The sequence below is a fragment of the Bradyrhizobium sp. STM 3561 genome (assembly GCF_045571455.1).
Lineage (GTDB): Bacteria > Pseudomonadota > Alphaproteobacteria > Rhizobiales > Xanthobacteraceae > Bradyrhizobium > Bradyrhizobium vignae.
This window is the reverse complement of record NZ_CP120695.1, coordinates 6,588,112-6,607,107: the sequence shown is the minus strand read 5'-3', so window position 1 is coordinate 6,607,107 and position 18,996 is coordinate 6,588,112. Positions and strand designations below refer to the sequence as shown.

Below are 18,996 nucleotides of genomic sequence, written 5' to 3'. Positions count from 1 at the left end.
TTCGCTGCGCTTGTCCGGGACGACGATCTCGTTTGATGCGGCAGTATACGAAGCCGCTCAAGCCTCGCCGCGCGCGCTCTTGAATTCCTTGCTTGCCTTGTCCAGCACGAACAAAGTCCCCTCCGCGACGCCGAAATAGGCGCCGTGGGTCTGCATCTGGCCGCTCTCGACGGCCTTGCGCACGAACGGGAAGGTCATCAGGTTCTCCAGGCTGCGGAACACCGCGGCCTTCTCGATGCGCTCGACGAACTGCGCCATGGTCTCGTGCTCGCGCTGCTCGACCACTTCGCCGGGCTTGATGAACATCTGCATCCATTTGCCGATGAAGTCACCGGGCGTCAGCGGCTCGATCTTGTCGACGAAGGCGCGGATGCCGCCGCATTGCGCGTGGCCGAGCACCACGATGTGCTTCACCTTCAGCACCGTCACCGCATATTCCAGCGCCGCCGAGACACCATGCGCGCTCTCGTCGGGCTGATAGGTCGGCACCAGATTGGCGATGTTGCGGACGACGAACAATTCGCCGGGGCCGACGTCGAAGATCACCTCGGGCGAGACGCGGCTGTCGCAGCAGCCGATCACCATCACTTCCGGCGACTGTCCTTTCACCGACAGCTCGCGGTAGCGGCTCTGCTCGGCAGGCAGCCGCTGGGTGGCGAAGGCCTTGTAGCCTTCCAGCAAATGCTTCGGGAATGTCGTCATGGCCTATGCCTAACCATAGAGCCCGGGACCGAACAAGCCTTTCGAATAGGCATGCCAAGTGCTACGGCTCAGGTCAGAAGACAGACGAGGAAACCGGAAGGAACGATCGCATGACCCGCCCGCGCCGCAGCCATTTGTTCATGCCCGGATCCAACCCCCGCGCGCTGGAAAAGGCACGGAATCTGGCCGCCGACGGCCTGATCCTCGATCTGGAAGACTCGGTCGCCCCCGAAGCCAAGGCGTTGGCCCGCGACGGGATCGCCGCTGCGATTGCGGCCAAGGGGTTCGGCAAGCGCGAGATCCTGATCCGGACCAACGGTCTGGACACGGCCTGGTGGGCCGATGACGTCGCGATGGCCGCCAAGGCATCGCCCGACGGCATCCTGGTTCCAAAAGTTTCAAGCATCGAAGATCTCAATGCGATCGGCCGTAAGCTGGCCGAGCTTGGCGCCGCGCCGACCGTGAAAGTCTGGGCCATGATCGAGACCGCGCGCGCGGTGCTCCATGCCGAGGAGCTGTCCGCCGCCGGCCGCGATCCATCGACCCGCCTCTCCGGTTTCGTGTTCGGACCGAACGACATCTCGCGCGAGACGCGGATCCGGATGCTGCCGGGCCGCGCCGCGATGATCCCGATGATCACCCACTGCATTCTGGCGGCGCGCGCCCATGGCCTCGAAATCCTCGACGGCCCCTACAGCGACATCGCCAATTCCGACGGTTTCGCCACCGAATGCGCGCAAGGCCGCGACCTCGGCTTCGACGGCAAGACGCTGATCCATCCCTCACAGATCGACGCCTGCAACGCGATCTTCACCCCGCCTGAAGAAGAAGTCGCGCGCGCCCGAAAGATCATCGCGGCGTTCGAATTGCCGGAGAATGCTTCGCGCGGCGCGATCCGGCTCGACGGCGCCATGGTGGAGCGCCTGCACGCCGACATGGCCCGCCGCACGATCGAGATCGCGGATGCGATCGCGGCGATGGGGAAGTCCTGAGCACGCACGATCTCGGCGCGGCACGAGATCGGCACGGCCGAGCGACTCCAGCGTCGCGGCATTCGCGCAATAACCGTCAGGATGAGGACGGAGTGTGCGGCAACGGTTTCTACAGGCACCTATGCCCGTTAGCCTCATCCTGAGGAGACCGCTGGAAGCGGTCGTCTCGAAGGACGAGGCGTTTGCTCGGAAGGCTCCATAAGCCTGCGAGCTGCAGCGCATCTCTTGCGCGACAGTTAGCTAAACCGCTCCGCCGCCCACGCATACAGGCTGCCGGGAATCGGCTTCTCGCCGCCGCGGCCCTTGGGGGAGATGTGCAGGCCGATGATCTCGGGATTGGTGACGAGGCCGAGATAGCTCGAGGGGTCGAAGAACAATTTTGGCTCGGCATGCACGGCGTAGAACGACTGTTTTGGCAACGCGTTCTGCAATTCACCGGTGCGGCGCGCGAGCGCGGTGAGCGCCGCAGGCCCGTAGATCGCGACGCGAATGTCCGAGAGCCGGTTCGAGCCGCCGCGCAGGCGGCGCATCATGAAGGTGATGCGGTGGCGCACCGAGAGCCAGTTCGGCGTCAGCTCCTCCTGCTCCATCAGCTCTTCGAAGGCGGCGACGATGCCGTGCTCGGGCGGAAGATAGAGCACGGAATTGCCGAGCTGGCGCGGCCGCTCCCAGGCGAAATAGGGTTTTGCCGGATCGATCTCGACGGGCTTCAAGAGCAGCACGTCGGCGTCGAGCCAGAGGCCGAGGCCCTTCGCCATCAGCTTCATGCGGAAGAAGTCGCTGAACTGCAGCGTGGTCCAGTCGCGCCAGCTTCCATCAGGCTGCGGCGGCCGCAACCGCTCGGAGAATGCGTGCGGCAGGATCGCCTCGGCCTCGGCGTTGGCAACGCCGGCGGGCAGGCCGGGAATGGTGTCGAAGCTGTAGACCGTGACCTTGTGGCCGGCAGCGAGCTGCGAGCGCAGACATGTCTGGCGCAGCGCATCCATCGGGCCATGCCAGAAGGTGACGATCTCGGGGAGCATGCGCGAGCCATACGGATAAGCAGGGCAAAGAAAAAGCCCCGGCGCCGACAGCACCGGGGCTCGAACGAAAATCCGAGATCAGGCCCAGGCGCGCTCGCGCTTGAGTTTCTCTTCATAGGAATCGATCGAGGCCTTCTTCTCCATGGTGAGGCCGATGTCGTCGAGACCGTTGATGAGACAGTGCTTGCGGAACGGATCGATCTCGAACTTGACCTTGCCGCCGTCGGGGCCGCGGATCTCCTGGTTCGGCAGGTCGATCGTCAGCGTCGCGTTGGCGCCGCGCTCGGCGTCGTCGAACAGCTTGTCGAGATCTTCCTGCGAGACGCGGATCGGCAGAATGCCGTTCTTGAAGCAGTTGTTGTAGAAGATGTCGCCGAACGAGGTCGAGATCACGCAGCGGATGCCGAAGTCGAGCAGCGCCCAGGGCGCGTGCTCGCGGCTCGAGCCGCAGCCGAAATTGTCGCCGGCGACCAGCACCTTCGCGTTGCGATAGGCGGGCTGGTTGAGAACGAAATCCGGGTTCTCGCTGCCGTCGTCCTTGTAGCGCTGCTCGGAGAAGAGCCCCTTGCCAAGGCCGGTGCGCTTGATGGTCTTGAGGTACTGCTTCGGAATGATCATGTCGGTATCGACATTGACGATCTTCAGCGGCGCCGCGACGCCTTCCAGCGTGGTGAACTTGTCCATGGTTGCGCTTTCCCGCACGTGGTTCAGGGAGCCGGTATTTATCGCGATCGGGGGCCGAATCCTAGGCCGAATTGGGCAGGTCTGCCTTACCTCTCCTGCTTGCGGGGTATGAGGCTGGACTGGTGCGGCGTCGGGATTTCACCTCTCCCTTGGGATTTCACCTCTCCCCGCCGGGGAGAGGTGAAGAAGCTCCGCTCTACTCCGCCTTGGCCTCAATCGCGGCCATATCGTCGTCCGAAAGGCCGAAATGGTGGCCGATCTCATGGATCAGGACGTGGCGGACGATATGGCCGAGGCTTTCGTCGTGCTCGGCCCAATAATCCAGGATCGGCCGGCGGTAGAGCCACACCATGTTGGGCAGCCGCGCCACGTCGCCAAAGCTCTGATGCGGCAGGCCGACGCCCTGGAACAGGCCGAGCAGGTCGAACTCGCTCTCGCAGTCCATTTCGTCCAGGACCTCCTCGGTCGGGAAGTCGTCGACGCGGACAATCACGCCCTCGCAGAGCTTGCGAAATTCCACCGGCAGGCGCTCGAACACATCGTGAGCCATCGCTTCCATCTCGGCCAGCGACGGCGCTTTCAATTCCGTCCACATGGACCCCTTCTTACCGCGGGTTCCGCGGCGATGCATCTGGCTTTATAAGCGTTGACGGGCGCGACCAAAACGGGGAGCGTGGGCCTTGAATGGGACGTTTCAGGTGGGCGGAAAAATGCGAGCGAAAACAGCGCTGACTCTACTGTGCATGGGGTTGTTTTCGCAGTTTTGCGTTGGCGCGGAAGCGCAGACCGCCGACCCCGAGATTCGCTTCGCCCAGGCGGTTCCGCCTGACGACATACCCCCGCTGCGCAAGCGGCCCCCGGCGCGCTTGCGCGTCACGCCCTATTACAGCCCGGATGGCGTCTATCCGCGCTACAATCCCGGCCCCGACGCGGTCCGCGTCTGCAACGCGACCTATGTGCAGGAGTACCGGCCGAGCGGCACGGTGATCGTGCCGCGCGTGAGCTGCTACTGGCGCCGGGGCTGACCAGTTCAATGCCCGCGCCAGCCAACAGCGCCGTGGCCTCGTGAGGGTCGTGATGGCGCGATGGATTGGATTGGCTATTGCCGTGGCGCTCGCTGCCGGCGTGCCTCGCGCTTCCGCGGCGCAAAGGGCGACGATACCGGAGGCGTCGGCGGGGATCGCGGTTTTCGATGTCCGGCGACACGCGCGAGCCCGTGACATTGCGCGGCCTGCTGCGCGCCACGATCCACGCTACTACGCGCGGCCCGTCTACTATCGTCCTTATCCTTACCGCGTGCCGGTACCTTTCGTGTTCGGCTACGGGCCGTTCTGGACGCGCTAAAGCATGATCCGGAAAAGTGAGAAGCGGTTTTCCGGAAAGATCATGCGTAAACAACAAGCTGAAGCGCGATGACGATTCATCCAAATCTCATCGCGCTTTAGCCCGCGGGGTCAAATCCCCTGACCAGCAGCACAGTCGCCTGCGCGCCGGCTTTGCGATCACGCGAGATCTCTTCGTACTCGGGCGAGTTCGAGAAGGCGAGGAATGCGGCCTCGTCGGCAAACGACATCATGACAAGCTTGTCATGCGGCCACGCGCCCTCGAGCACGCGCGGATGTTCGTCGGCGGCGAGCAGGCGCCCGTTGTACTTTCTGAACACGTCGAAGAACCGCGCCTGATAGCGGTCATAAGCTGCGCGGTCCGTCATCTTCAATTGCGCAATGGCGTAGACAGTCATCTGCAAAATTCCTTCCGTCGCGGCACTGCGTCGCATCGCCGAGGCCCAGTGTCGTTCATTCATGGCGCGTTCACATCGCCGTCCGCAATTTAATCTTGGGAGCGACCGTAATTGAACAGCGATGGCACGGCCGAGACGTCGCGTCGCAGCTCTGCTGTCCAGATTCAGGGAGGGTTCCATGCTGAGGATGTTGGGTCGTCGGGCTCGCCCGATGCGCGTGCTCGGGATCGCGGCCGCCGCGACGCTGATGCTGTCGGCCGGCACCGCGCGTCGCGCTGAAGCACTCACCTTGATCAATCCGGCGACGTCACCCGCGACGAAGGCCGCGACCGACGATCTCGTCACGCAGATACGTCACGGCGGCGGCGGACATGGCGGTGGCGGTCATTTCCACGGCGGTGGTGGCTTCCGCGGCGGTGGCGGACATTTCGGCGGCTTCCGCGGTGGCGGCTTCCATGGCGGCGGCTTCCGCGCTGCGCCGGCCTTTCACGGCGGCGGCATTCGTTACGGCGGATTTCGCCACTATGGCGGCTATCATCGTTACGGGATCTATCGTCCCCATTACGGCTATCGTCACTTCCACCGGCGCTTTTATGTCGGGGGCTACTATCCCTACTATCACTATCCGCGTCGCTGCCGGATCATCTGGACCTATTACGGCCCGCGCCGCGTCTGCCGCTGGCCCCGCTGGCACTATCCGTACCGGTATTATTGGTGAGGTGATTTAGCACCGTCATTCCGGGATGGCGCGCAAGCGCCAGACCTGGAATCTCGAGATTCTCGGGTGCGCAATAGCGCACCCTGGTTCGATGCTTCGCATCGCCCGGAATGACAGCGGATAGTGGTGGCGCTCTTTAAGTCAGAGCCAATCCTTCAGCTTCCAAGACGAAGCCTTCCACCGCATCAGATTCTCGAGCTTCCACTGCCGAAACATCGCCGGCGGCCAGCGGCTGAGCTTTGACGTCTCCTCCACCTCCGGCTTGGCGACGACGCGCAGCGGCGCCGCACGCCGGCGGTGCTGGCGCGTCGCTTCGCTGATCAGGTCGACATATTCAGGCTTGTTGGCCATGGCTTGCGTCCTCGCGAGATCGTCGCGAGGACGCAGTGTCGTTGTGGGCGCTTAACGGCGCTTTGCCGCGATCGCTACAATTGCAGGAACCGGCTTACCGCCACTCCCGGACGTCGACGAAGTGCCCCGCGATCGCCGCGGCCGCCGCCATCGCCGGCGACACCAGATGCGTGCGGCCCTTGAAGCCTTGGCGGCCCTCGAAGTTGCGGTTCGAGGTCGAGGCGCAGCGCTCTTCCGGCTTCAGCTTGTCCGGGTTCATCGCAAGGCACATCGAGCAGCCCGGCTCGCGCCATTCGAAGCCGGCCTTGATGAAGATCTTGTCCAGACCTTCAGCCTCGGCCTGCTCCTTCACGATGCCGGAGCCCGGCACGACCATGGCGTTGACGTTCGCCGAAACGGTCTTGCCTTCAGCAATCTTCGCCGCTGCGCGTAAGTCTTCGATGCGGCCGTTGGTGCAGGAGCCGATGAAGACGCGGTCGAGCTTGATGTCGGTGATCTTCGTCCCCGCGGTCAGCCCCATGTACTTCAGCGCGCGATGCTTGGAGATGCGCTTGGCCTCGTCCTCGATCTTGTCGGGATCGGGCACGATGCCGGTCACCGAGATCACGTCTTCGGGCGAGGTGCCCCAGGTCACGATCGGCGGCAGTTTTGCAGCATCGAGGCGCAGCTCGTGATCGAAATGCGCGCCTTCGTCGGAGCGCAGCGTCTCCCAATAGCGCATTGCCGCATCCCAGGCCGCACCCTTCGGCGACTTCGGCCGGTCGCGCAGGAAGTCGAAGGCCTTCTGGTCGGGCGCAACGAGGCCGGCGCGGGCGCCGCCCTCTATCGACATGTTGCAGACCGTCATGCGGCCTTCCATCGAGAGCGCGCGGATCGCATCGCCCGCATATTCCAGCACGTAGCCGGTGCCGCCCGCGGTGCCGATCTCGCCGATGATGGCGAGGATGATGTCCTTGCCGGTCACGCCGTCGGGCAATTTGCCGTCGACGGTGACGCGCATGTTCTTGGCCTTCTTCTGGATCAGCGTCTGCGTCGCCAGCACGTGCTCGACCTCGCTCGTGCCGATGCCGTGGGCGAGCGCGCCGAACGCACCATGCGTCGAGGTGTGGCTGTCACCGCAGACGATGGTGGTGCCGGGCAGGGTAAAGCCCTGCTCGGGGCCGATGACGTGGACGATGCCCTGGCGCTTGTCGAACTCGTTGTAATATTCGATGCCGAATTCCCTGGCGTTCTCGGCCAGCGCCTTGATCTGCTCGATGCTCTCAGGATCCGGATTCGGCTTGGTGCGATCGGTGGTCGGCACGTTGTGGTCGACGACGGCGAGCGTCTTCTCGGGCGCGTGGACCTTGCGCCCCGTCGCGCGCAGGCCTTCGAACGCCTGCGGCGAGGTCACCTCGTGCACCAGGTGACGATCGATATAGAGCAGGCAGGTGCCGTCCTCGGCTTCGTGCACCAGGTGGTCGTTCCAGATCTTGTCGTACAGGGTGGTCGGCTTGGACATGAGCTTGAGCTCCGGGAATGTTGGTAAGCGGATAGCGCGCCTGGCGCGCGGGCAGCAAAATCGTCAGCGCAGCTTTTAGGCTGCGCGCGTAAGCTCTGACGTTGCCGAGGTCGCGAAGCGTCCGAAGAACCGGCCAGGCAGCCGCGAGCGATCGTCGATGACGATGCGCTGGACGGGGGCGAAGCTGGTCAGATCTGGAAACATTCCAAGAATATATAGCAGGCCGAACTGGAATCGCGAGTGGTTTCAAATGACCGCCACGCACACCATGCATGAGGAGCGCGCTCTTGGCGCGCGTCTCGAAGGATGAAGGCCCGGCCGGTGGCCTCGCCCTTCGAGACGCGCGTTCCGCGCTCCTCAGGGTGAGGGACGGGCACCTTGCGCGCGCACTGACGCAACAAAAAAGCGCGGAGCCGAGCCCCGCGCTTTCGAAAAACTTGCCAGGTGGCGAGGTTTACTCGCCGACGGCAGCAGCGCGGTCCTGCTTCTCGACGATGCGGGCCGACTTGCCGCGGAGATTGCGGAGGTAATAGAGCTTGGCGCGACGCACCTTGCCGCGACGCACCACCTTGATCGAGTCGATCATCGGCGACATCACGGGGAACACGCGCTCCACGCCCTCGCCATAGGAGATCTTGCGGACGGTGAAGCTCTCGTTGAGACCGCCGCCGGAACGGCCGATGCAGACGCCCTCATAGGCCTGCACGCGGGTGCGGTCGCCTTCGACGACCTTCACGTTGACGATCACGGTGTCGCCGGGGCCGAATTCCGGAATGTCCTTGCCAGCGGACAGCTTGTCGAATTGCTCTTGTTCGAGCTGCTTGATCAGGTTCATGGGTAAATCTCCATCGGCGCGCCCAGCCTTGAAGAAACGGGGGCTGCGTGAAATTCGTCTATCCAGCCATTGCGGATTTGGCCGCTCCTATAAGGCAAGCCGGAGCGTTTGTCACCCGTCTGTCTTGTTTTTTGGCGTTTTTTGGCGGCCGGCCCGATTCGGGGCCTTGACCGGGATTCGAGCCCATAGATCCGGCCGTCGGGCCGCCGTCAGGGCCTCGGATTCGGCGCGCCGCCAGGCCGCCACCTTGGCGTGGTCGCCCGAGGTGAGGACCCCCGGGATCGGAACCCCCTCGAACAGCTGCGGGCGGGTGTATTGGGGGTATTCCAGAAGGCCGTCCGAAAAACTTTCCTCGGTTCCCGAGGCCTCCTTGCCCATCACGCCCGGCAGGAGTCGAACACAGGCGTCGATCAGGGCGAAGGCCGCGATTTCACCCCCCGACAGGACGTAATCGCCGATCGAGACCTCCTCCAGGCCGCGCCGGTCGATCACCCGCTGGTCTACCCCCTCGAACCGTCCGCAGACGATCAGGGGCCCGGGGCCTTGGGCGAGCTCGACCACCCGGACCTGGGTCAATGGCCGACCGCGGGGGCTCATCAGCAGGCGCGGCCGCTCAGCACCAATCCCAGCGGCATCGATGGCAGCCGCCAGCACATCCGCCCGCAGCACCATGCCCGGCCCGCCGCCGGCCGGGGTGTCATCGACGCTGCGGTGGCGATCGGTGGCCGAGGCCCGGATATCGCGCGCCTCGAGCTGCCACAGCCCGGCGGCCAGCGCCCGGCCGGCCAGACTCACGCCGAGCGGTCCCGGAAACATCTCCGGAAACAGCGTCAGCACGGTTGCGCGCCAGGGTGAGGGGTTGGTCATTCGATCTCAGTTCTCGCCGTCCCCGACAAGCGCGCCTCAAGCGCGCGCAGATCAGGGACCCATAACCAGCGCAGCCAGTTTTGCGATGGTTGGAGGCTCCAGCTTAGCCAAAAACCACGGCTTGTGGTTATGGGTCCCCGCTTTCGCGGCGACGACTCGGAGCGAGAGTTTCGCCCCGCTCCTCGCCCTCGATCTCATGCGGCGGCGCGATCACGACGCGGCCGCCCTCGATGTCGACCTCCGGCACCACGGCGTTGGAGAACGGCAGCAGCATCGTCGCGCCCTTGGGCGGGGCAATCTCGATGATGTCGCCGGCGCCGAAATTATGGATCGCGAGCACGCGGCCGAGCGTCTCGCCGTCCGTGGTGACGGCGGCGAGCCCGATCAGATCGGTGTGGTAATATTCGTCCTCGTCGGTCGCGGGCAGCTTTTCGCGCGGAACGTAGAGCTCGACGCCGTTGAGGCGCTCGGCCTCATCGCGGGTCGTGACGCCCTTGAACGTCGCCACCAGATGATCTTTCGCCTCGCGCGCCGTCGCGACCTCGAACTGGCGCTTGCCGTCCTTGGCGAGAAGCGGCCCGTAGCGCCTGACGGCAAACGGATCTTCGGTGAAGGTCCACAGCTTGACCGCACCGCGCACACCATGCGCGGCGCCGATCCGCGCGACGCAGACCAGCGCCGACATGTCCTAGCCTCAGCCCTTGGCGGCGGCTTCGGCCTGCGCCTTGCGCTCCTTGCGCGGCACGGCCTTCTCAGGGTTGTTGCGCGCTTCGCGCTTCTTGACGCCGGCGGCGTCGAGGAAACGCGCCACGCGATCCGACGGCTGCGCGCCCTTGGCGAGCCAGGCCTTCACCTTCTCCATGTCGAGCTTGAGGCGGGTCTCATTGTCCTTCGGCAGCAGCGGGTTGAAATGGCCGAGACGCTCGATGAAGCGGCCATCACGCGGAAAGCGCGAGTCGGCGACGACGACGTGATAGACGGGACGCTTCTTGGTGCCTGCGCGAGCGAGGCGGATAACGACGGACATTCAGTTCTCCTTCAAAGTACGTTTTGTTCGGTGGATTGGTATTCCGCGTTGCGTGAGACCTGTTGCGGTCCCCCGCGACGAATTCCTCATTTCTTCTTGCCCGGGAAACCGCCGAGGCCCGGCAGCGTTGGCTTGCCGCTCAGCCCGGTGAGACCAGGAAGGTTCGGCAGGCCAGTGCGAAGACCAGGCGGCAGATCCTTCGGCAGGTTGGGCAGGCCTTGTCCGCCGCCACCCTGCATCTTCTCCTGCAGCGCTTTCATCTCTTCCGGCGAGGGCATCTTCATGCCGCCACCAAAACCCATCGCCTGCGCGATGCCGGCGAGCGGGCCGCGCTTGCCCGAGCCCATGGCCTTCATCATGTCGGCCATGTTCCGGTGCATCTTGAGCAGCTTGTTGACGTGCTCGACGCTCTGGCCGCTGCCGGCCGCGATGCGCTTCTTGCGGCTGGCCTTGAGCAGGTCCGGATGACGGCGCTCCTCGCGCGTCATGGAATCGATGATCGCGACCTGGCGCTTCAGGATCTTGTCGTCGATGCCGGCCGCCGCGATCTGGTTCTTCATCTTGGAGATGCCGGGCATCATGCTCATCAGGCCGCTGATGCCGCCCATGTTGGACATCTGCAACAGCTGCTCGCGCATGTCGTTGAGGTCGAACTGACCCTTGCGCATGCGCTCGGCGGTGCGCGCGGCCTTTTCGGCGTCGATATTGGCGGCGGCACGCTCGACCAGCGAGACCACGTCGCCCATGCCGAGGATGCGTCCGGCGATACGATCGGGATGGAAATCTTCCAGCGCATCGGTTTTTTCGCCGGTGCCGATCAGCTTGATCGGCTTGCCGGTGACGGCGCGCATCGACAGCGCGGCGCCGCCGCGGCCGTCGCCGTCGACGCGGGTCAGCACGATGCCGGTGAGGCCGACGCGCTGATCGAACGAGCGCGCGAGATTCACGGCGTCCTGGCCGGTGAGCGAGTCCGCAACCAGCAGCACTTCGTGCGGATTGGCGGCGGCTTTGATCGCAGCCGCTTCCGCCATCATCTCTTCGTCGAGCGTGGTGCGGCCGGCGGTGTCGAGCAGCACGATGTCGTAGCCGCCGAGCTTGCCGGCTTCCAGCGCGCGCTTGGCGATCTGCGGCGGCTGCTGACCCGCCACGATCGGCAGGGTCGGAATGTCGAGGTCGCGGCCGAGCACGGCCAGCTGTTCCATCGCCGCCGGACGGTAGACGTCGAGCGAGGCCATCAGCACCTTGCGCTTGTCGCGCTGGACCAGGCGGCGGGCGAGCTTTGCGGTGGTGGTGGTCTTACCGGAGCCCTGCAGACCGACCATCATGATCGGCACCGGCGGCACGGCATTGACGTTGATGGTCTGGCCTTCGGCGCCGAGCGTGTTGATCAGCTCGTCATGGACGATCTTGACCACCATCTGACCGGGGGTGACCGACTTCACGACGGTGGCGCCGATCGCCTGCTCGCGGACGCGCTCGGTGAAGCTGCGCACCACCTCGAGCGCGACGTCGGCCTCGAGCAGCGCGCGGCGCACTTCGCGCATCGCGGCGTCGACGTCCTTTTCGGTCAGCGCACCGCGCCCCGTCAGACGATCGAGAATGCCACCAAGCCGTTCCGACAGATTGTCGAACAATGCCGTTGTCCTGTTGCTGTCCCCCCGAATGGGAGGAGCGCTCCATTACTCTCCGCTGTCATGCCCCGGCTTGACCGGGGCATCCAGTACGCCGCGGCACCTCGGTTCCAGCCGAGCCGCCTCTGGGATACTGGATCCCCCGCCTTCGCGGGGGATGACCACCTTCCTGGCAAACGATCTTCCAAACACCTTTGCGCCCGAGGGCGCACAGCGCTGTCGGGCGTTGACCTCCGGCCTCGAGGGCCGGTCGGCGGGTCGAAAAGAAAGCCTTTCCGAGAAAGTGGCGGGGTTAAACGCCGCTCACGTCCAAAAGTCAAGGAAAGTTAGGGTGCCGCCGTGCCCTTGGTAGGGCAAGATACTGAAAATGTGCCCCTTTTGGCGACGGGTTCCTTTTCCGCCAGGCTGGCCCATATAGCCGGTGATGCCTTACCGTCCCGACCATCCCTGGTAGCCCGCCGTGCCGGTCACCCGCCGCCGCCTATTCGGACTGCTCGCCGGAGCCGGTGCTTTGGTCGGCATCCCCTCCTTCTGGATGTCCAGCATGAAAACCTATGACGGCCCCGCCTCCGACCATTTCAACGGCCTGCACTTCTTCGATCCGGACGGGGCGCCGCCGAAATCGCTTCGAGAGGTTTTGCGCTGGCAGTTCGACGGCGGCCGGCAGCGCGCGAAATGGCCGGACTGGGCTCCCAGCGCCCATGCCGACACCCCGCCGGAGCGTGTCGACGGTGACAAGGTGCGGCTCTCCTTCGTCGGCCACGCCAGCTGGCTGATCCAGGCGGGCGGTCTCAACATCCTCATCGATCCTGTCTGGTCAATGCGGGTCTCTCCGGTCGCCTGGGCCGGACCGAAGCGGCACAACGATCCCGGCATCGCCTTCGAGAAGCTGCCGAAGATCGACGTCGTGCTGGTCTCGCACGGGCACTACGATCATCTGGACATCGCGACGCTGTCGCGGCTCACCAAGAATTTCGCTCCGCGCGTGGTCACCCCGCTCGGCAACGACGTCACGATGCGCAGCGCCGATCCCACCATCAAGGCCGAAGCATTCGACTGGCACGATCGCGTCGAGCTCGGCGAAGGCGTCGCCGTGCATCTGGTGCCGACCCGGCATTGGACCGCGCGCGGCCTGTTCGACCGCAACAAGGCGCTGTGGGCGAGTTTCGTGTTGGAGACGCCGGCCGGCAAGATCTACGTCGTCTGCGATTCCGGCTATGGCGACGGCAGGCACTTTCGCCGCGTCGCCGAGAAGCACGGGAAGCTGCGCCTGGCGATTCTTCCGATCGGTGCCTACGAGCCGCGCTGGTTCATGCGCGACCAGCACATGAATCCCGAAGACGCCGTGAAGGCGCTGGCCGATTGCGGCGCCGAGGCCGCGCTCGGGCATCACCACGGCACGTTCCAGCTCACCGACGAAGCAATCGACGCGCCGGCCAAGGCGCTGGTCGAGGCCCTCGATGCCGCGAACATTCCTCAGGAGCGGTTCGTGGCGATGCAGCCCGGGCAGGTCGTGGAGATTTAGCGCGCGCGATTTACTCCGCTGTCACCACACATACAGCCCGTCGTCCCGGACAGGCGCGCCTCGAGCGCGCGCAGATCCGATACCCATATCCAAGGGAGATGTTTGGCGACGACTCGGAGTGGGAGTTCTGCCCCACATTGTTCTCTGGTTATGGGTCCCCGCGCTCGCCATCGCGTTCGCGGGGACGACAGCGAAATTGGAGCGCGCAGTGTGCCTCTTACGGCCTACTGTCCCTGCTTGATCGCCCAGCTCACATTCACCGTCACCGACAGCGTTTCCTCGCCCGGCGCAACGGCGGCCGGCGCAGCCATCGGGGCCGTCGCCATCCGCGCCTTGAACAGCGGCACTGGGCCGCCGCCCTCCGACACGTTGAGCGGCGCGCCCAGCGTGACGCCGGTGGCCTTGGCATAAATCTCCGCCTTGCGGCGGGCGTCTGCCACCGCCTGCTCGCGCGCGTCGTCGAGCAGTTTTGACGCCTGCGTCACCTCGAAGGAGATGTTGCCGATGTCGTTGGCGCCGGCGCTGACCAGTGTGTCGATGATGCCGGCCACCTTGGTCACGTCGCGGATCTTGACGGTGACGCGGTTGGAGGCGCGAAAGCCGACCACGGGCGAAGCACCGGTGGATTTGTTCTGGCCGTATTGCGGCTGCAGCGACAGGCGCGAGGTCTGGTAATCCGTCTCGGCGATCCCTGCGCCCTTCAGCGCCAGCAGCACCTTGCCCATCGCGGCGTTGTTGGCATCGGAGGCTTCTTTCGCCGTCTTGGCGTCGTTGGCGACGCCGGCATCGATGTGCGCGAGATCGGGCGCCGCGGAAATCGTGGCCTCGCCGCTCACCGTGATGGCGGACGGAAAATCGTCGGCGCGTGCGGAGGCGGTCAGCACGGCGGTGGCGAAAACGGCGGCGAGCAGGGCAGGCTTTTGCATCAGTCTCACTTCAGCGGCACGAAAACATTGATCACGAGCTTGTCCTCCGCCGTCTTCAGGGGATCGGTGAGGTACTCCTCGATGAAGGTGTCCTTGGCTTCCAGCTTCTTGTCGTCGAGGTGATTGGTGATCGCCTCATAGGTGTTGTCCATGTTGTCGTAGGAGCCGCGATGGACGAATTTCAGCGCCTTGCCTTCGGGCGATTTGCCGATGCTCATGTCCTTGGGCAGGTTCTTGGGCTCCTGGTCGACCGGGATCTCGGCGAGGAAGGTGAAGCCGGTGTCGTCGGTCGAGGTGTAGACGATCATCGAATTGCCTGATGGCTTGATGCCCTGCTTGTCCAACAGCGCGTTCAGCGCCTTGAAGGCATCGATCAGGGTGTCGAAGGCCGAGTCCCAATTGGCCGTGCCCTTGACCATCACGACCTTCTTGGCCTCGAGCGTGGTTTCGAGGCCAAAGGGATCGGCGGTCTGCACCGGGGCAGGAGTAGCGGCCGCGGCGGGCGGTGGGGCGGTCGGGCTGGGCGCGGCACTGGCCGCGGGTGCTGGCGATGCTGAAGGAGCGGGTGAGGCGCTGGCCGCTGGCGCGGGTGTTGCCAAAGGTGCGGGGGAGGGCGAGGCCGACGGGGCCGGCGAGGGGCTGACCGACGCGGCGGGCGCCGGGCTCGGGGTTTGCGCCAGAACCTCGCGCGGTCCAAATGACAGGCCAAGCGACAGGACCGCTGCCGGGACCAGTGCGGTCAGAGCGAAACGACGAAACCTGATCATTTTATTCTCCCCAAGATTCTCCCCAAGACCTTGCCCACCAAGGCCCAAATCCGGCTTTAGCGTCCCCGTTCGCGCGAACCGCGCCGTTCTAACACGCGAGCGCTGAATTCGTCCCATGACAGATGCGTCATAGCAGACGTCTCGGCACCGGCCGCAAATCGCTGGCCAAGCGGCCGAGGATCGCCATATAAGACAGGCGAAATTCGGGAACTTTCATGAGCGCGCTGGCCAACCACGCATTTGCCAAGATGAACGGCATCGGCAACGAGATCGTCGTTGTCGACATGCGCGATTCCGCAGGCCGGGTGACGCCGGACGATGCCCGCGCGGTGGCGTCCGCGAACGGCGGCGTGGCTTACGACCAGCTCATGGTGCTGCAGAAGCCGCGGCTCGACGGCACCGAGGCCTTCATCAGCATCTACAACAATGACGGCTCCGAAGCCGGCGCCTGCGGCAACGGCATGCGCTGCGTCGTGCGCCGCATCTTCGAGAAGACCGGCCAGACCACGGCGACCTTCGAGACCGCCGCCGGCCTGCTCAATGCCTGGCAGGGGCCGGCGCCCGATCTCTATACCGTCGACATGGGCGCGCCAAAATTCGGCTGGCAGGACATTCCGCTGGCGGAAGAGTTTCGCGACACCCGCTACATCGAATTGCAGATCGGGCCGATCGACAATCCGATCCTGCATTCGCCCTCCGTCTTGAGCATGGGCAATCCGCATGCGGTGTTCTGGGTCGACGACGTCAACGCGTACGATCTCGGCCGCTTCGGTCCGCTCCTGGAAAACCATCCGATCTTCCCGGAGCGCGCCAACATCACGCTCGCCCAGATCGTCGATCCCCAGCACATCACGATCCGCACCTGGGAGCGCGGCGCAGGCCTGACCAGGGCCTGCGGTTCGGCGGCTTGCGCCACCGCAGTCGCGGCAGCGCGGCTGAAGCGCGCCGAGCGCAAGGTCGAGATCACATTGCCAGGCGGCAGGCTCGGCATCGAATGGCGGGAGCGCGACGACCACGTGCTGATGACGGGAACCGCGACCTTCGAATATGAGGGCCATTTCGATCCGGCGCTGTTCGCGCCGGTCGCCTGATGGCCGTCGACATCGTCACCTTCGGCTGCCGCCTCAATGCCTTCGAGGCCGAGGTGATCCGCAGCAAAGCGGAGGGTGCGGGCCTTTCCGACACCATCGTCATCAACAGCTGCGCCGTCACCAACGAGGCGGTGGCGCAGGCGCGCCAGTCGATCCGCAAACTGAAGCGCGAGCGCCCCGAGGCGCGCATCGTCGTCACCGGCTGCGCGGCGCAGACGCAGAGCCAGATGTTCGCTGAGATGGCCGAGGTCGATCGCGTCGTCGGCAATGACGACAAGATGCGATCGTCTGCATGGCAGGAGACGCGCAGCGCCTTCGACTTTGGTGCCAGCGAAAAGATCGCTGTCAGCGACATCATGGCCGTGAGGGAGATGGCGCCGCATCTTATCGACGGCTATGCGAGCGGTCTGCCGCGCGTGTTCGTGCAGGTGCAGAACGGCTGCGATCATCGCTGCACCTTCTGCATCATCCCGTTCGGCCGCGGCAATTCGCGCTCGGTGCCGATGGGCGCCGTGGTCGAGCAGGTGCGAGCGCTGGTCGAGCGCGGTCATGCCGAGATCGTGCTGACCGGGGTCGATCTCACCAGCTATGGCACCGACCTGCCCGGCGCGCCGAAGCTCGGCATGTTGACCAAGCAGATCCTGAGGCATGTGCCGGAGCTGAAGCGCCTGCGCATCTCCTCGATCGATTCGATCGAGGCGGATGCCGATCTGCTCGACGCCATCGCCGACGATTCGCGGCTGATGCCGCATCTGCACCTGTCGCTGCAGTCCGGCGACGATATGATTTTGAAGCGCATGAAGCGACGGCATTCGCGCCGGGACGCCATCGTGTTCTGCGACCAGGTCCGCCGGCTGCGACCCGACGTTGCCTTCGGCGCCGACATCATCGCGGGCTTCCCGACCGAGACCGAGGAGATGTTTTCGCGCTCGCTCGAGCTCGTCGAGGAATGCGGCCTCACCTTCCTGCACGTCTTCCCCTACTCCCCGCGCCCCGGCACGCCGGCTGCGCGGATGCCGCAGGTGGCGGGTCCCGAGATCAAGGCGCGTGCGAAACGGCTGCGGGCCGCAGGCGAAGCGGCGCTGCGGCGGCGGCTGCAAGCCGAGATCGGCGCGACGCGCGATGTGCTGATCGAGAGCGGGGAGCAGGGCCGCACGGAGCATTATCTGCCGGTGGCGATTGCGGGCGAGCGGGTGGGGGGCATCGTGCCACGAGTGATTGCCGGCGTTGATGGCGAGCGGCTCACCACATAGTCGGTGTCGTCGCCCGGCTCGACCGGGCGACCCAGTACGCCGCGGCTTCTCAGTTTGATCTCCGCCGTCTCTGGAATACTGGATTGCCCGCCTTCGCGGGCAATGACGGCCGAGTGTGTGATGAGCAGCGCGCCCCCTACAGCGCTCTTACCTGCCAGAACCGCAGCGTGCGCTTGGCGTTCTCCGCCGTCATTCTCGCATAGTGTCCCTGCGCCGTGGCGATGTCCGCGGGCTTCATCGCACCTGTCGCGAAGCGGCTTTCGAGCACGGCCACGGTGGTCTCCCAGCTGAGCTGCGCGGCCTTGCACGGCACCAGCAGACCGTCTTCGCGCAGACTCTGCATCAGCGGGCGAATCACCTCGATCGTCGATCCGGACAACGCCGCCAGGGCCGCCACCGTCTCCTCATAGCGCCGCTGCCCGGCGAAGCCGAACAGCGTCGCCTCATCGAGCTGGCCGGTCGCCTTGAGATTCGCAATCGCGCGCTTGGCGCCCTCGAAATCGCGAACGCCGGACATCTCGCGCTCGACGCCGATGGTGACGGCTGCGATCGCGCTCTGGATTTCCTCGAACAGATGCGGCGGCGCGCGCGACAACAGGCGGGTGCGCACGGCATCCGTCGCCGAGCGCAGCAATTGGCGCCGCAGCTCCGATGGCAGATCGACGCGGACGCCGACGCTGACCGCGAGCTCCGGATCGCTCTCGGCCTGGCCGACGATGATGGCAAATCCGCCTCCGGAGACGCGTGCGCCGGGATTGGCCGCGAGCCGCCGGCTGACGCTGGGATAGCGGCGCGCCAGCAGCGCGTCGGTGACGATCTCCTTCAGCCACCAGCGACCGGCGACCGCGAGCAGATGCGGCTCGCCCTTGCTTGATGCGATCTTCACCAGCTCGCCATCGTCGAGGCGCGCGGATTCCTGCAGCACCGGGCCGGCAATGCGGATCTCGTCATTGTTGGCGAGCCGGCGGATCACGGACGGCGGCGCCTGCGCGATCGGCGCGAGCTGCGCGCTGATCTCGGCCAGCGCCACGCGCGCGCCCATGTCGGCGATGGCGCGCAGCTCGATGGTGCCGATCAGGCGCGCGAGCACGTCGTCGAACAGCGCGATCTGCTCGTCGTCGAAATTGCCGGCGGAGCACAGGAACAGCTCGGTGACGCGCCGGGCCGTCTCCAGCCCCTTTTCCGGCGAGCCCATCCGAATCGCGGATTCGACCTCGTCGATGATCGATAGCCCGGCCTTGGTCATCACGCGCGGCTCGTCCTGAGCGGTTACGGAAGCTTTTTCTAAGCAACCGTGATCATTAGAGGCGAGCACTGAACGTTTCGTAAACCATGGTGATCCTCATCCTGAGGAGCCCGCGAA

General features: G+C 65.2%; 22 protein-coding genes. 7 read left to right on the top strand and 15 right to left on the bottom strand.

Annotated features, from left to right (window positions below):
• Positions 1-57: 57 nt before the first annotated feature.
• Positions 58-702, bottom strand: a complete 645-nt coding sequence (locus P6U28_RS31330; protein ID WP_122400369.1) for a carbonic anhydrase — start codon at positions 700-702, stop codon at positions 58-60.
• 110 nt (positions 703-812) lie between these two features.
• Here P6U28_RS31330 and P6U28_RS31325 point away from each other — a divergent pair, with 110 nt between their 5' ends.
• Positions 813-1,694, top strand: a complete 882-nt coding sequence (locus P6U28_RS31325) for a CoA ester lyase (RefSeq protein ID WP_209295443.1) — start codon at positions 813-815, stop codon at positions 1,692-1,694.
• Between the two features lie 236 nt (positions 1,695-1,930).
• On the opposite strand, the gene P6U28_RS31320 is transcribed toward P6U28_RS31325, so the two are convergent.
• The 3 genes from P6U28_RS31320 to P6U28_RS31310 all read right to left on the bottom strand — a co-directional run bounded on the left by P6U28_RS31320 (position 1,931) and on the right by P6U28_RS31310 (position 3,995).
• Positions 1,931-2,716: a hypothetical protein gene (locus P6U28_RS31320; protein ID WP_129145067.1), complete on the bottom strand. Its 786-nt coding sequence runs from the start codon at positions 2,714-2,716 to the stop codon at positions 1,931-1,933.
• Positions 2,717-2,794: 78 nt separating this feature from the next.
• Positions 2,795-3,400 carry a 3-isopropylmalate dehydratase small subunit gene (gene leuD / locus P6U28_RS31315; protein ID WP_122400372.1) on the bottom strand — a complete coding sequence of 202 codons (606 nt, stop codon included), beginning with the start codon at positions 3,398-3,400 and terminating at the stop codon, positions 2,795-2,797.
• A gap of 196 nt (positions 3,401-3,596) precedes the next feature.
• On the bottom strand, positions 3,597-3,995 hold the full coding sequence (locus tag P6U28_RS31310; RefSeq protein WP_122400373.1) for a metallopeptidase family protein: 399 nt from the start codon (positions 3,993-3,995) through the stop codon (positions 3,597-3,599).
• Positions 3,996-4,143: 148 nt separating this feature from the next.
• Between P6U28_RS31310 and P6U28_RS31305 the strand changes: the two genes are divergently transcribed.
• Positions 4,144-4,425, top strand: a complete 282-nt coding sequence (locus tag P6U28_RS31305; RefSeq protein ID WP_164937106.1) for a hypothetical protein — start codon at positions 4,144-4,146, stop codon at positions 4,423-4,425.
• Positions 4,426-4,477: 52 nt separating this feature from the next.
• Complete coding sequence (locus P6U28_RS31300; protein ID WP_122400374.1) at positions 4,478-4,744, top strand: hypothetical protein; 267 nt, start codon at positions 4,478-4,480, stop codon at positions 4,742-4,744.
• Positions 4,745-4,841: 97 nt separating this feature from the next.
• On the opposite strand, the gene P6U28_RS31295 is transcribed toward P6U28_RS31300, so the two are convergent.
• Positions 4,842-5,141: a DUF1330 domain-containing protein gene (locus tag P6U28_RS31295; RefSeq protein ID WP_162500061.1), complete on the bottom strand. Its 300-nt coding sequence runs from the start codon at positions 5,139-5,141 to the stop codon at positions 4,842-4,844.
• Between the two features lie 178 nt (positions 5,142-5,319).
• On the opposite strand from P6U28_RS31295, the gene P6U28_RS31290 reads away from it, so the two are divergent.
• Positions 5,320-5,859 (top strand): hypothetical protein, encoded by a 540-nt coding sequence (locus P6U28_RS31290; RefSeq protein ID WP_129145069.1) that lies wholly within the window; start codon positions 5,320-5,322, stop codon positions 5,857-5,859.
• Between the two features lie 141 nt (positions 5,860-6,000).
• Here P6U28_RS31290 and P6U28_RS31285 read toward each other — a convergent pair whose 3' ends face one another.
• The 7 genes from P6U28_RS31285 to ffh all read right to left on the bottom strand — a co-directional run bounded on the left by P6U28_RS31285 (position 6,001) and on the right by ffh (position 12,074).
• A complete protein-coding gene (locus P6U28_RS31285; protein WP_122400377.1) occupies positions 6,001-6,210 on the bottom strand; it encodes a hypothetical protein in 210 nt (69 codons plus the stop codon).
• A gap of 94 nt (positions 6,211-6,304) precedes the next feature.
• A complete protein-coding gene (gene leuC, locus P6U28_RS31280; RefSeq protein WP_122400378.1) occupies positions 6,305-7,711 on the bottom strand; it encodes a 3-isopropylmalate dehydratase large subunit in 1,407 nt (468 codons plus the stop codon).
• A gap of 454 nt (positions 7,712-8,165) precedes the next feature.
• Positions 8,166-8,546 (bottom strand): 50S ribosomal protein L19, encoded by a 381-nt coding sequence (gene rplS / locus P6U28_RS31275; RefSeq protein WP_027573014.1) that lies wholly within the window; start codon positions 8,544-8,546, stop codon positions 8,166-8,168.
• A 111-nt stretch (positions 8,547-8,657) separates the two neighbouring features.
• Entirely contained in the window at positions 8,658-9,413 is a 756-nt protein-coding gene (gene trmD / locus P6U28_RS31270) for a tRNA (guanosine(37)-N1)-methyltransferase TrmD (RefSeq protein WP_129145070.1), read from the bottom strand.
• A 127-nt stretch (positions 9,414-9,540) separates the two neighbouring features.
• Positions 9,541-10,098, bottom strand: coding sequence for a ribosome maturation factor RimM (gene rimM, locus P6U28_RS31265; RefSeq protein WP_129145071.1), 558 nt, complete (start codon positions 10,096-10,098; stop codon positions 9,541-9,543).
• A gap of 9 nt (positions 10,099-10,107) precedes the next feature.
• On the bottom strand, positions 10,108-10,440 hold the full coding sequence (gene rpsP / locus P6U28_RS31260; RefSeq protein WP_122400381.1) for a 30S ribosomal protein S16: 333 nt from the start codon (positions 10,438-10,440) through the stop codon (positions 10,108-10,110).
• 86 nt (positions 10,441-10,526) lie between these two features.
• Positions 10,527-12,074 (bottom strand): signal recognition particle protein, encoded by a 1,548-nt coding sequence (ffh, locus tag P6U28_RS31255; RefSeq protein WP_129145072.1) that lies wholly within the window; start codon positions 12,072-12,074, stop codon positions 10,527-10,529.
• Between the two features lie 457 nt (positions 12,075-12,531).
• Here ffh and P6U28_RS31250 point away from each other — a divergent pair, with 457 nt between their 5' ends.
• Complete coding sequence (locus P6U28_RS31250; protein WP_164937107.1) at positions 12,532-13,596, top strand: MBL fold metallo-hydrolase; 1,065 nt, start codon at positions 12,532-12,534, stop codon at positions 13,594-13,596.
• A 224-nt stretch (positions 13,597-13,820) separates the two neighbouring features.
• Here P6U28_RS31250 and P6U28_RS31245 read toward each other — a convergent pair whose 3' ends face one another.
• Positions 13,821-14,522: an SIMPL domain-containing protein gene (locus P6U28_RS31245; RefSeq protein WP_162500063.1), complete on the bottom strand. Its 702-nt coding sequence runs from the start codon at positions 14,520-14,522 to the stop codon at positions 13,821-13,823.
• 5 nt (positions 14,523-14,527) lie between these two features.
• Positions 14,528-15,289, bottom strand: a complete 762-nt coding sequence (locus P6U28_RS31240) for a GyrI-like domain-containing protein (RefSeq protein WP_129145073.1) — start codon at positions 15,287-15,289, stop codon at positions 14,528-14,530.
• A 215-nt stretch (positions 15,290-15,504) separates the two neighbouring features.
• On the opposite strand from P6U28_RS31240, the gene dapF reads away from it, so the two are divergent.
• Together dapF and mtaB are read left to right on the top strand one after the other, a co-directional pair.
• A complete protein-coding gene (gene dapF, locus P6U28_RS31235; protein ID WP_129145074.1) occupies positions 15,505-16,380 on the top strand; it encodes a diaminopimelate epimerase in 876 nt (291 codons plus the stop codon).
• Complete coding sequence (gene mtaB, locus P6U28_RS31230; RefSeq protein ID WP_209295328.1) at positions 16,380-17,633, top strand: tRNA (N(6)-L-threonylcarbamoyladenosine(37)-C(2))-methylthiotransferase MtaB; 1,254 nt, start codon at positions 16,380-16,382, stop codon at positions 17,631-17,633. The genes dapF and mtaB overlap by 1 nt, the downstream gene beginning before the upstream one ends.
• A gap of 136 nt (positions 17,634-17,769) precedes the next feature.
• On the opposite strand, the gene P6U28_RS31225 is transcribed toward mtaB, so the two are convergent.
• On the bottom strand, positions 17,770-18,879 hold the full coding sequence (locus tag P6U28_RS31225; protein ID WP_209295329.1) for a DUF2336 domain-containing protein: 1,110 nt from the start codon (positions 18,877-18,879) through the stop codon (positions 17,770-17,772).
• Positions 18,880-18,996 lie beyond the last annotated feature (117 nt).

Excerpts from the sequence above, each read along its gene's own strand:
- P6U28_RS31225 (WP_209295329.1), bottom strand. The coding sequence starts at position 18,879 with ATGACCAAGGCCGGGCTATCGATCATCGACGAGGTCGAATCCGCGATT.
- P6U28_RS31305 (WP_164937106.1), top strand. The coding sequence starts at position 4,144 with ATGGGGTTGTTTTCGCAGTTTTGCGTTGGCGCGGAAGCGCAGACCGCC.
- rimM (WP_129145071.1), bottom strand. The coding sequence starts at position 10,098 with ATGTCGGCGCTGGTCTGCGTCGCGCGGATCGGCGCCGCGCATGGTGTG.
- rpsP (WP_122400381.1), bottom strand. The coding sequence starts at position 10,440 with ATGTCCGTCGTTATCCGCCTCGCTCGCGCAGGCACCAAGAAGCGTCCC.
- leuC (WP_122400378.1), bottom strand. The coding sequence starts at position 7,711 with ATGTCCAAGCCGACCACCCTGTACGACAAGATCTGGAACGACCACCTG.
- P6U28_RS31290 (WP_129145069.1), top strand. The coding sequence starts at position 5,320 with ATGCTGAGGATGTTGGGTCGTCGGGCTCGCCCGATGCGCGTGCTCGGG.
- mtaB (WP_209295328.1), top strand. The coding sequence starts at position 16,380 with ATGGCCGTCGACATCGTCACCTTCGGCTGCCGCCTCAATGCCTTCGAG.
- P6U28_RS31300 (WP_122400374.1), top strand. The coding sequence starts at position 4,478 with ATGGCGCGATGGATTGGATTGGCTATTGCCGTGGCGCTCGCTGCCGGC.
- P6U28_RS31295 (WP_162500061.1), bottom strand. The coding sequence starts at position 5,141 with ATGACTGTCTACGCCATTGCGCAATTGAAGATGACGGACCGCGCAGCT.
- P6U28_RS31285 (WP_122400377.1), bottom strand. The coding sequence starts at position 6,210 with ATGGCCAACAAGCCTGAATATGTCGACCTGATCAGCGAAGCGACGCGC.
- dapF (WP_129145074.1), top strand. The coding sequence starts at position 15,505 with ATGAGCGCGCTGGCCAACCACGCATTTGCCAAGATGAACGGCATCGGC.
- P6U28_RS31320 (WP_129145067.1), bottom strand. The coding sequence starts at position 2,716 with ATGCTCCCCGAGATCGTCACCTTCTGGCATGGCCCGATGGATGCGCTG.
- rplS (WP_027573014.1), bottom strand. The coding sequence starts at position 8,546 with ATGAACCTGATCAAGCAGCTCGAACAAGAGCAATTCGACAAGCTGTCC.
- P6U28_RS31325 (WP_209295443.1), top strand. The coding sequence starts at position 813 with ATGACCCGCCCGCGCCGCAGCCATTTGTTCATGCCCGGATCCAACCCC.
- P6U28_RS31245 (WP_162500063.1), bottom strand. The coding sequence starts at position 14,522 with ATGCAAAAGCCTGCCCTGCTCGCCGCCGTTTTCGCCACCGCCGTGCTG.
- P6U28_RS31330 (WP_122400369.1), bottom strand. The coding sequence starts at position 702 with ATGACGACATTCCCGAAGCATTTGCTGGAAGGCTACAAGGCCTTCGCC.
- trmD (WP_129145070.1), bottom strand. The coding sequence starts at position 9,413 with ATGACCAACCCCTCACCCTGGCGCGCAACCGTGCTGACGCTGTTTCCG.
- leuD (WP_122400372.1), bottom strand. The coding sequence starts at position 3,400 with ATGGACAAGTTCACCACGCTGGAAGGCGTCGCGGCGCCGCTGAAGATC.
- P6U28_RS31240 (WP_129145073.1), bottom strand. The coding sequence starts at position 15,289 with ATGATCAGGTTTCGTCGTTTCGCTCTGACCGCACTGGTCCCGGCAGCG.
- P6U28_RS31310 (WP_122400373.1), bottom strand. The coding sequence starts at position 3,995 with ATGTGGACGGAATTGAAAGCGCCGTCGCTGGCCGAGATGGAAGCGATG.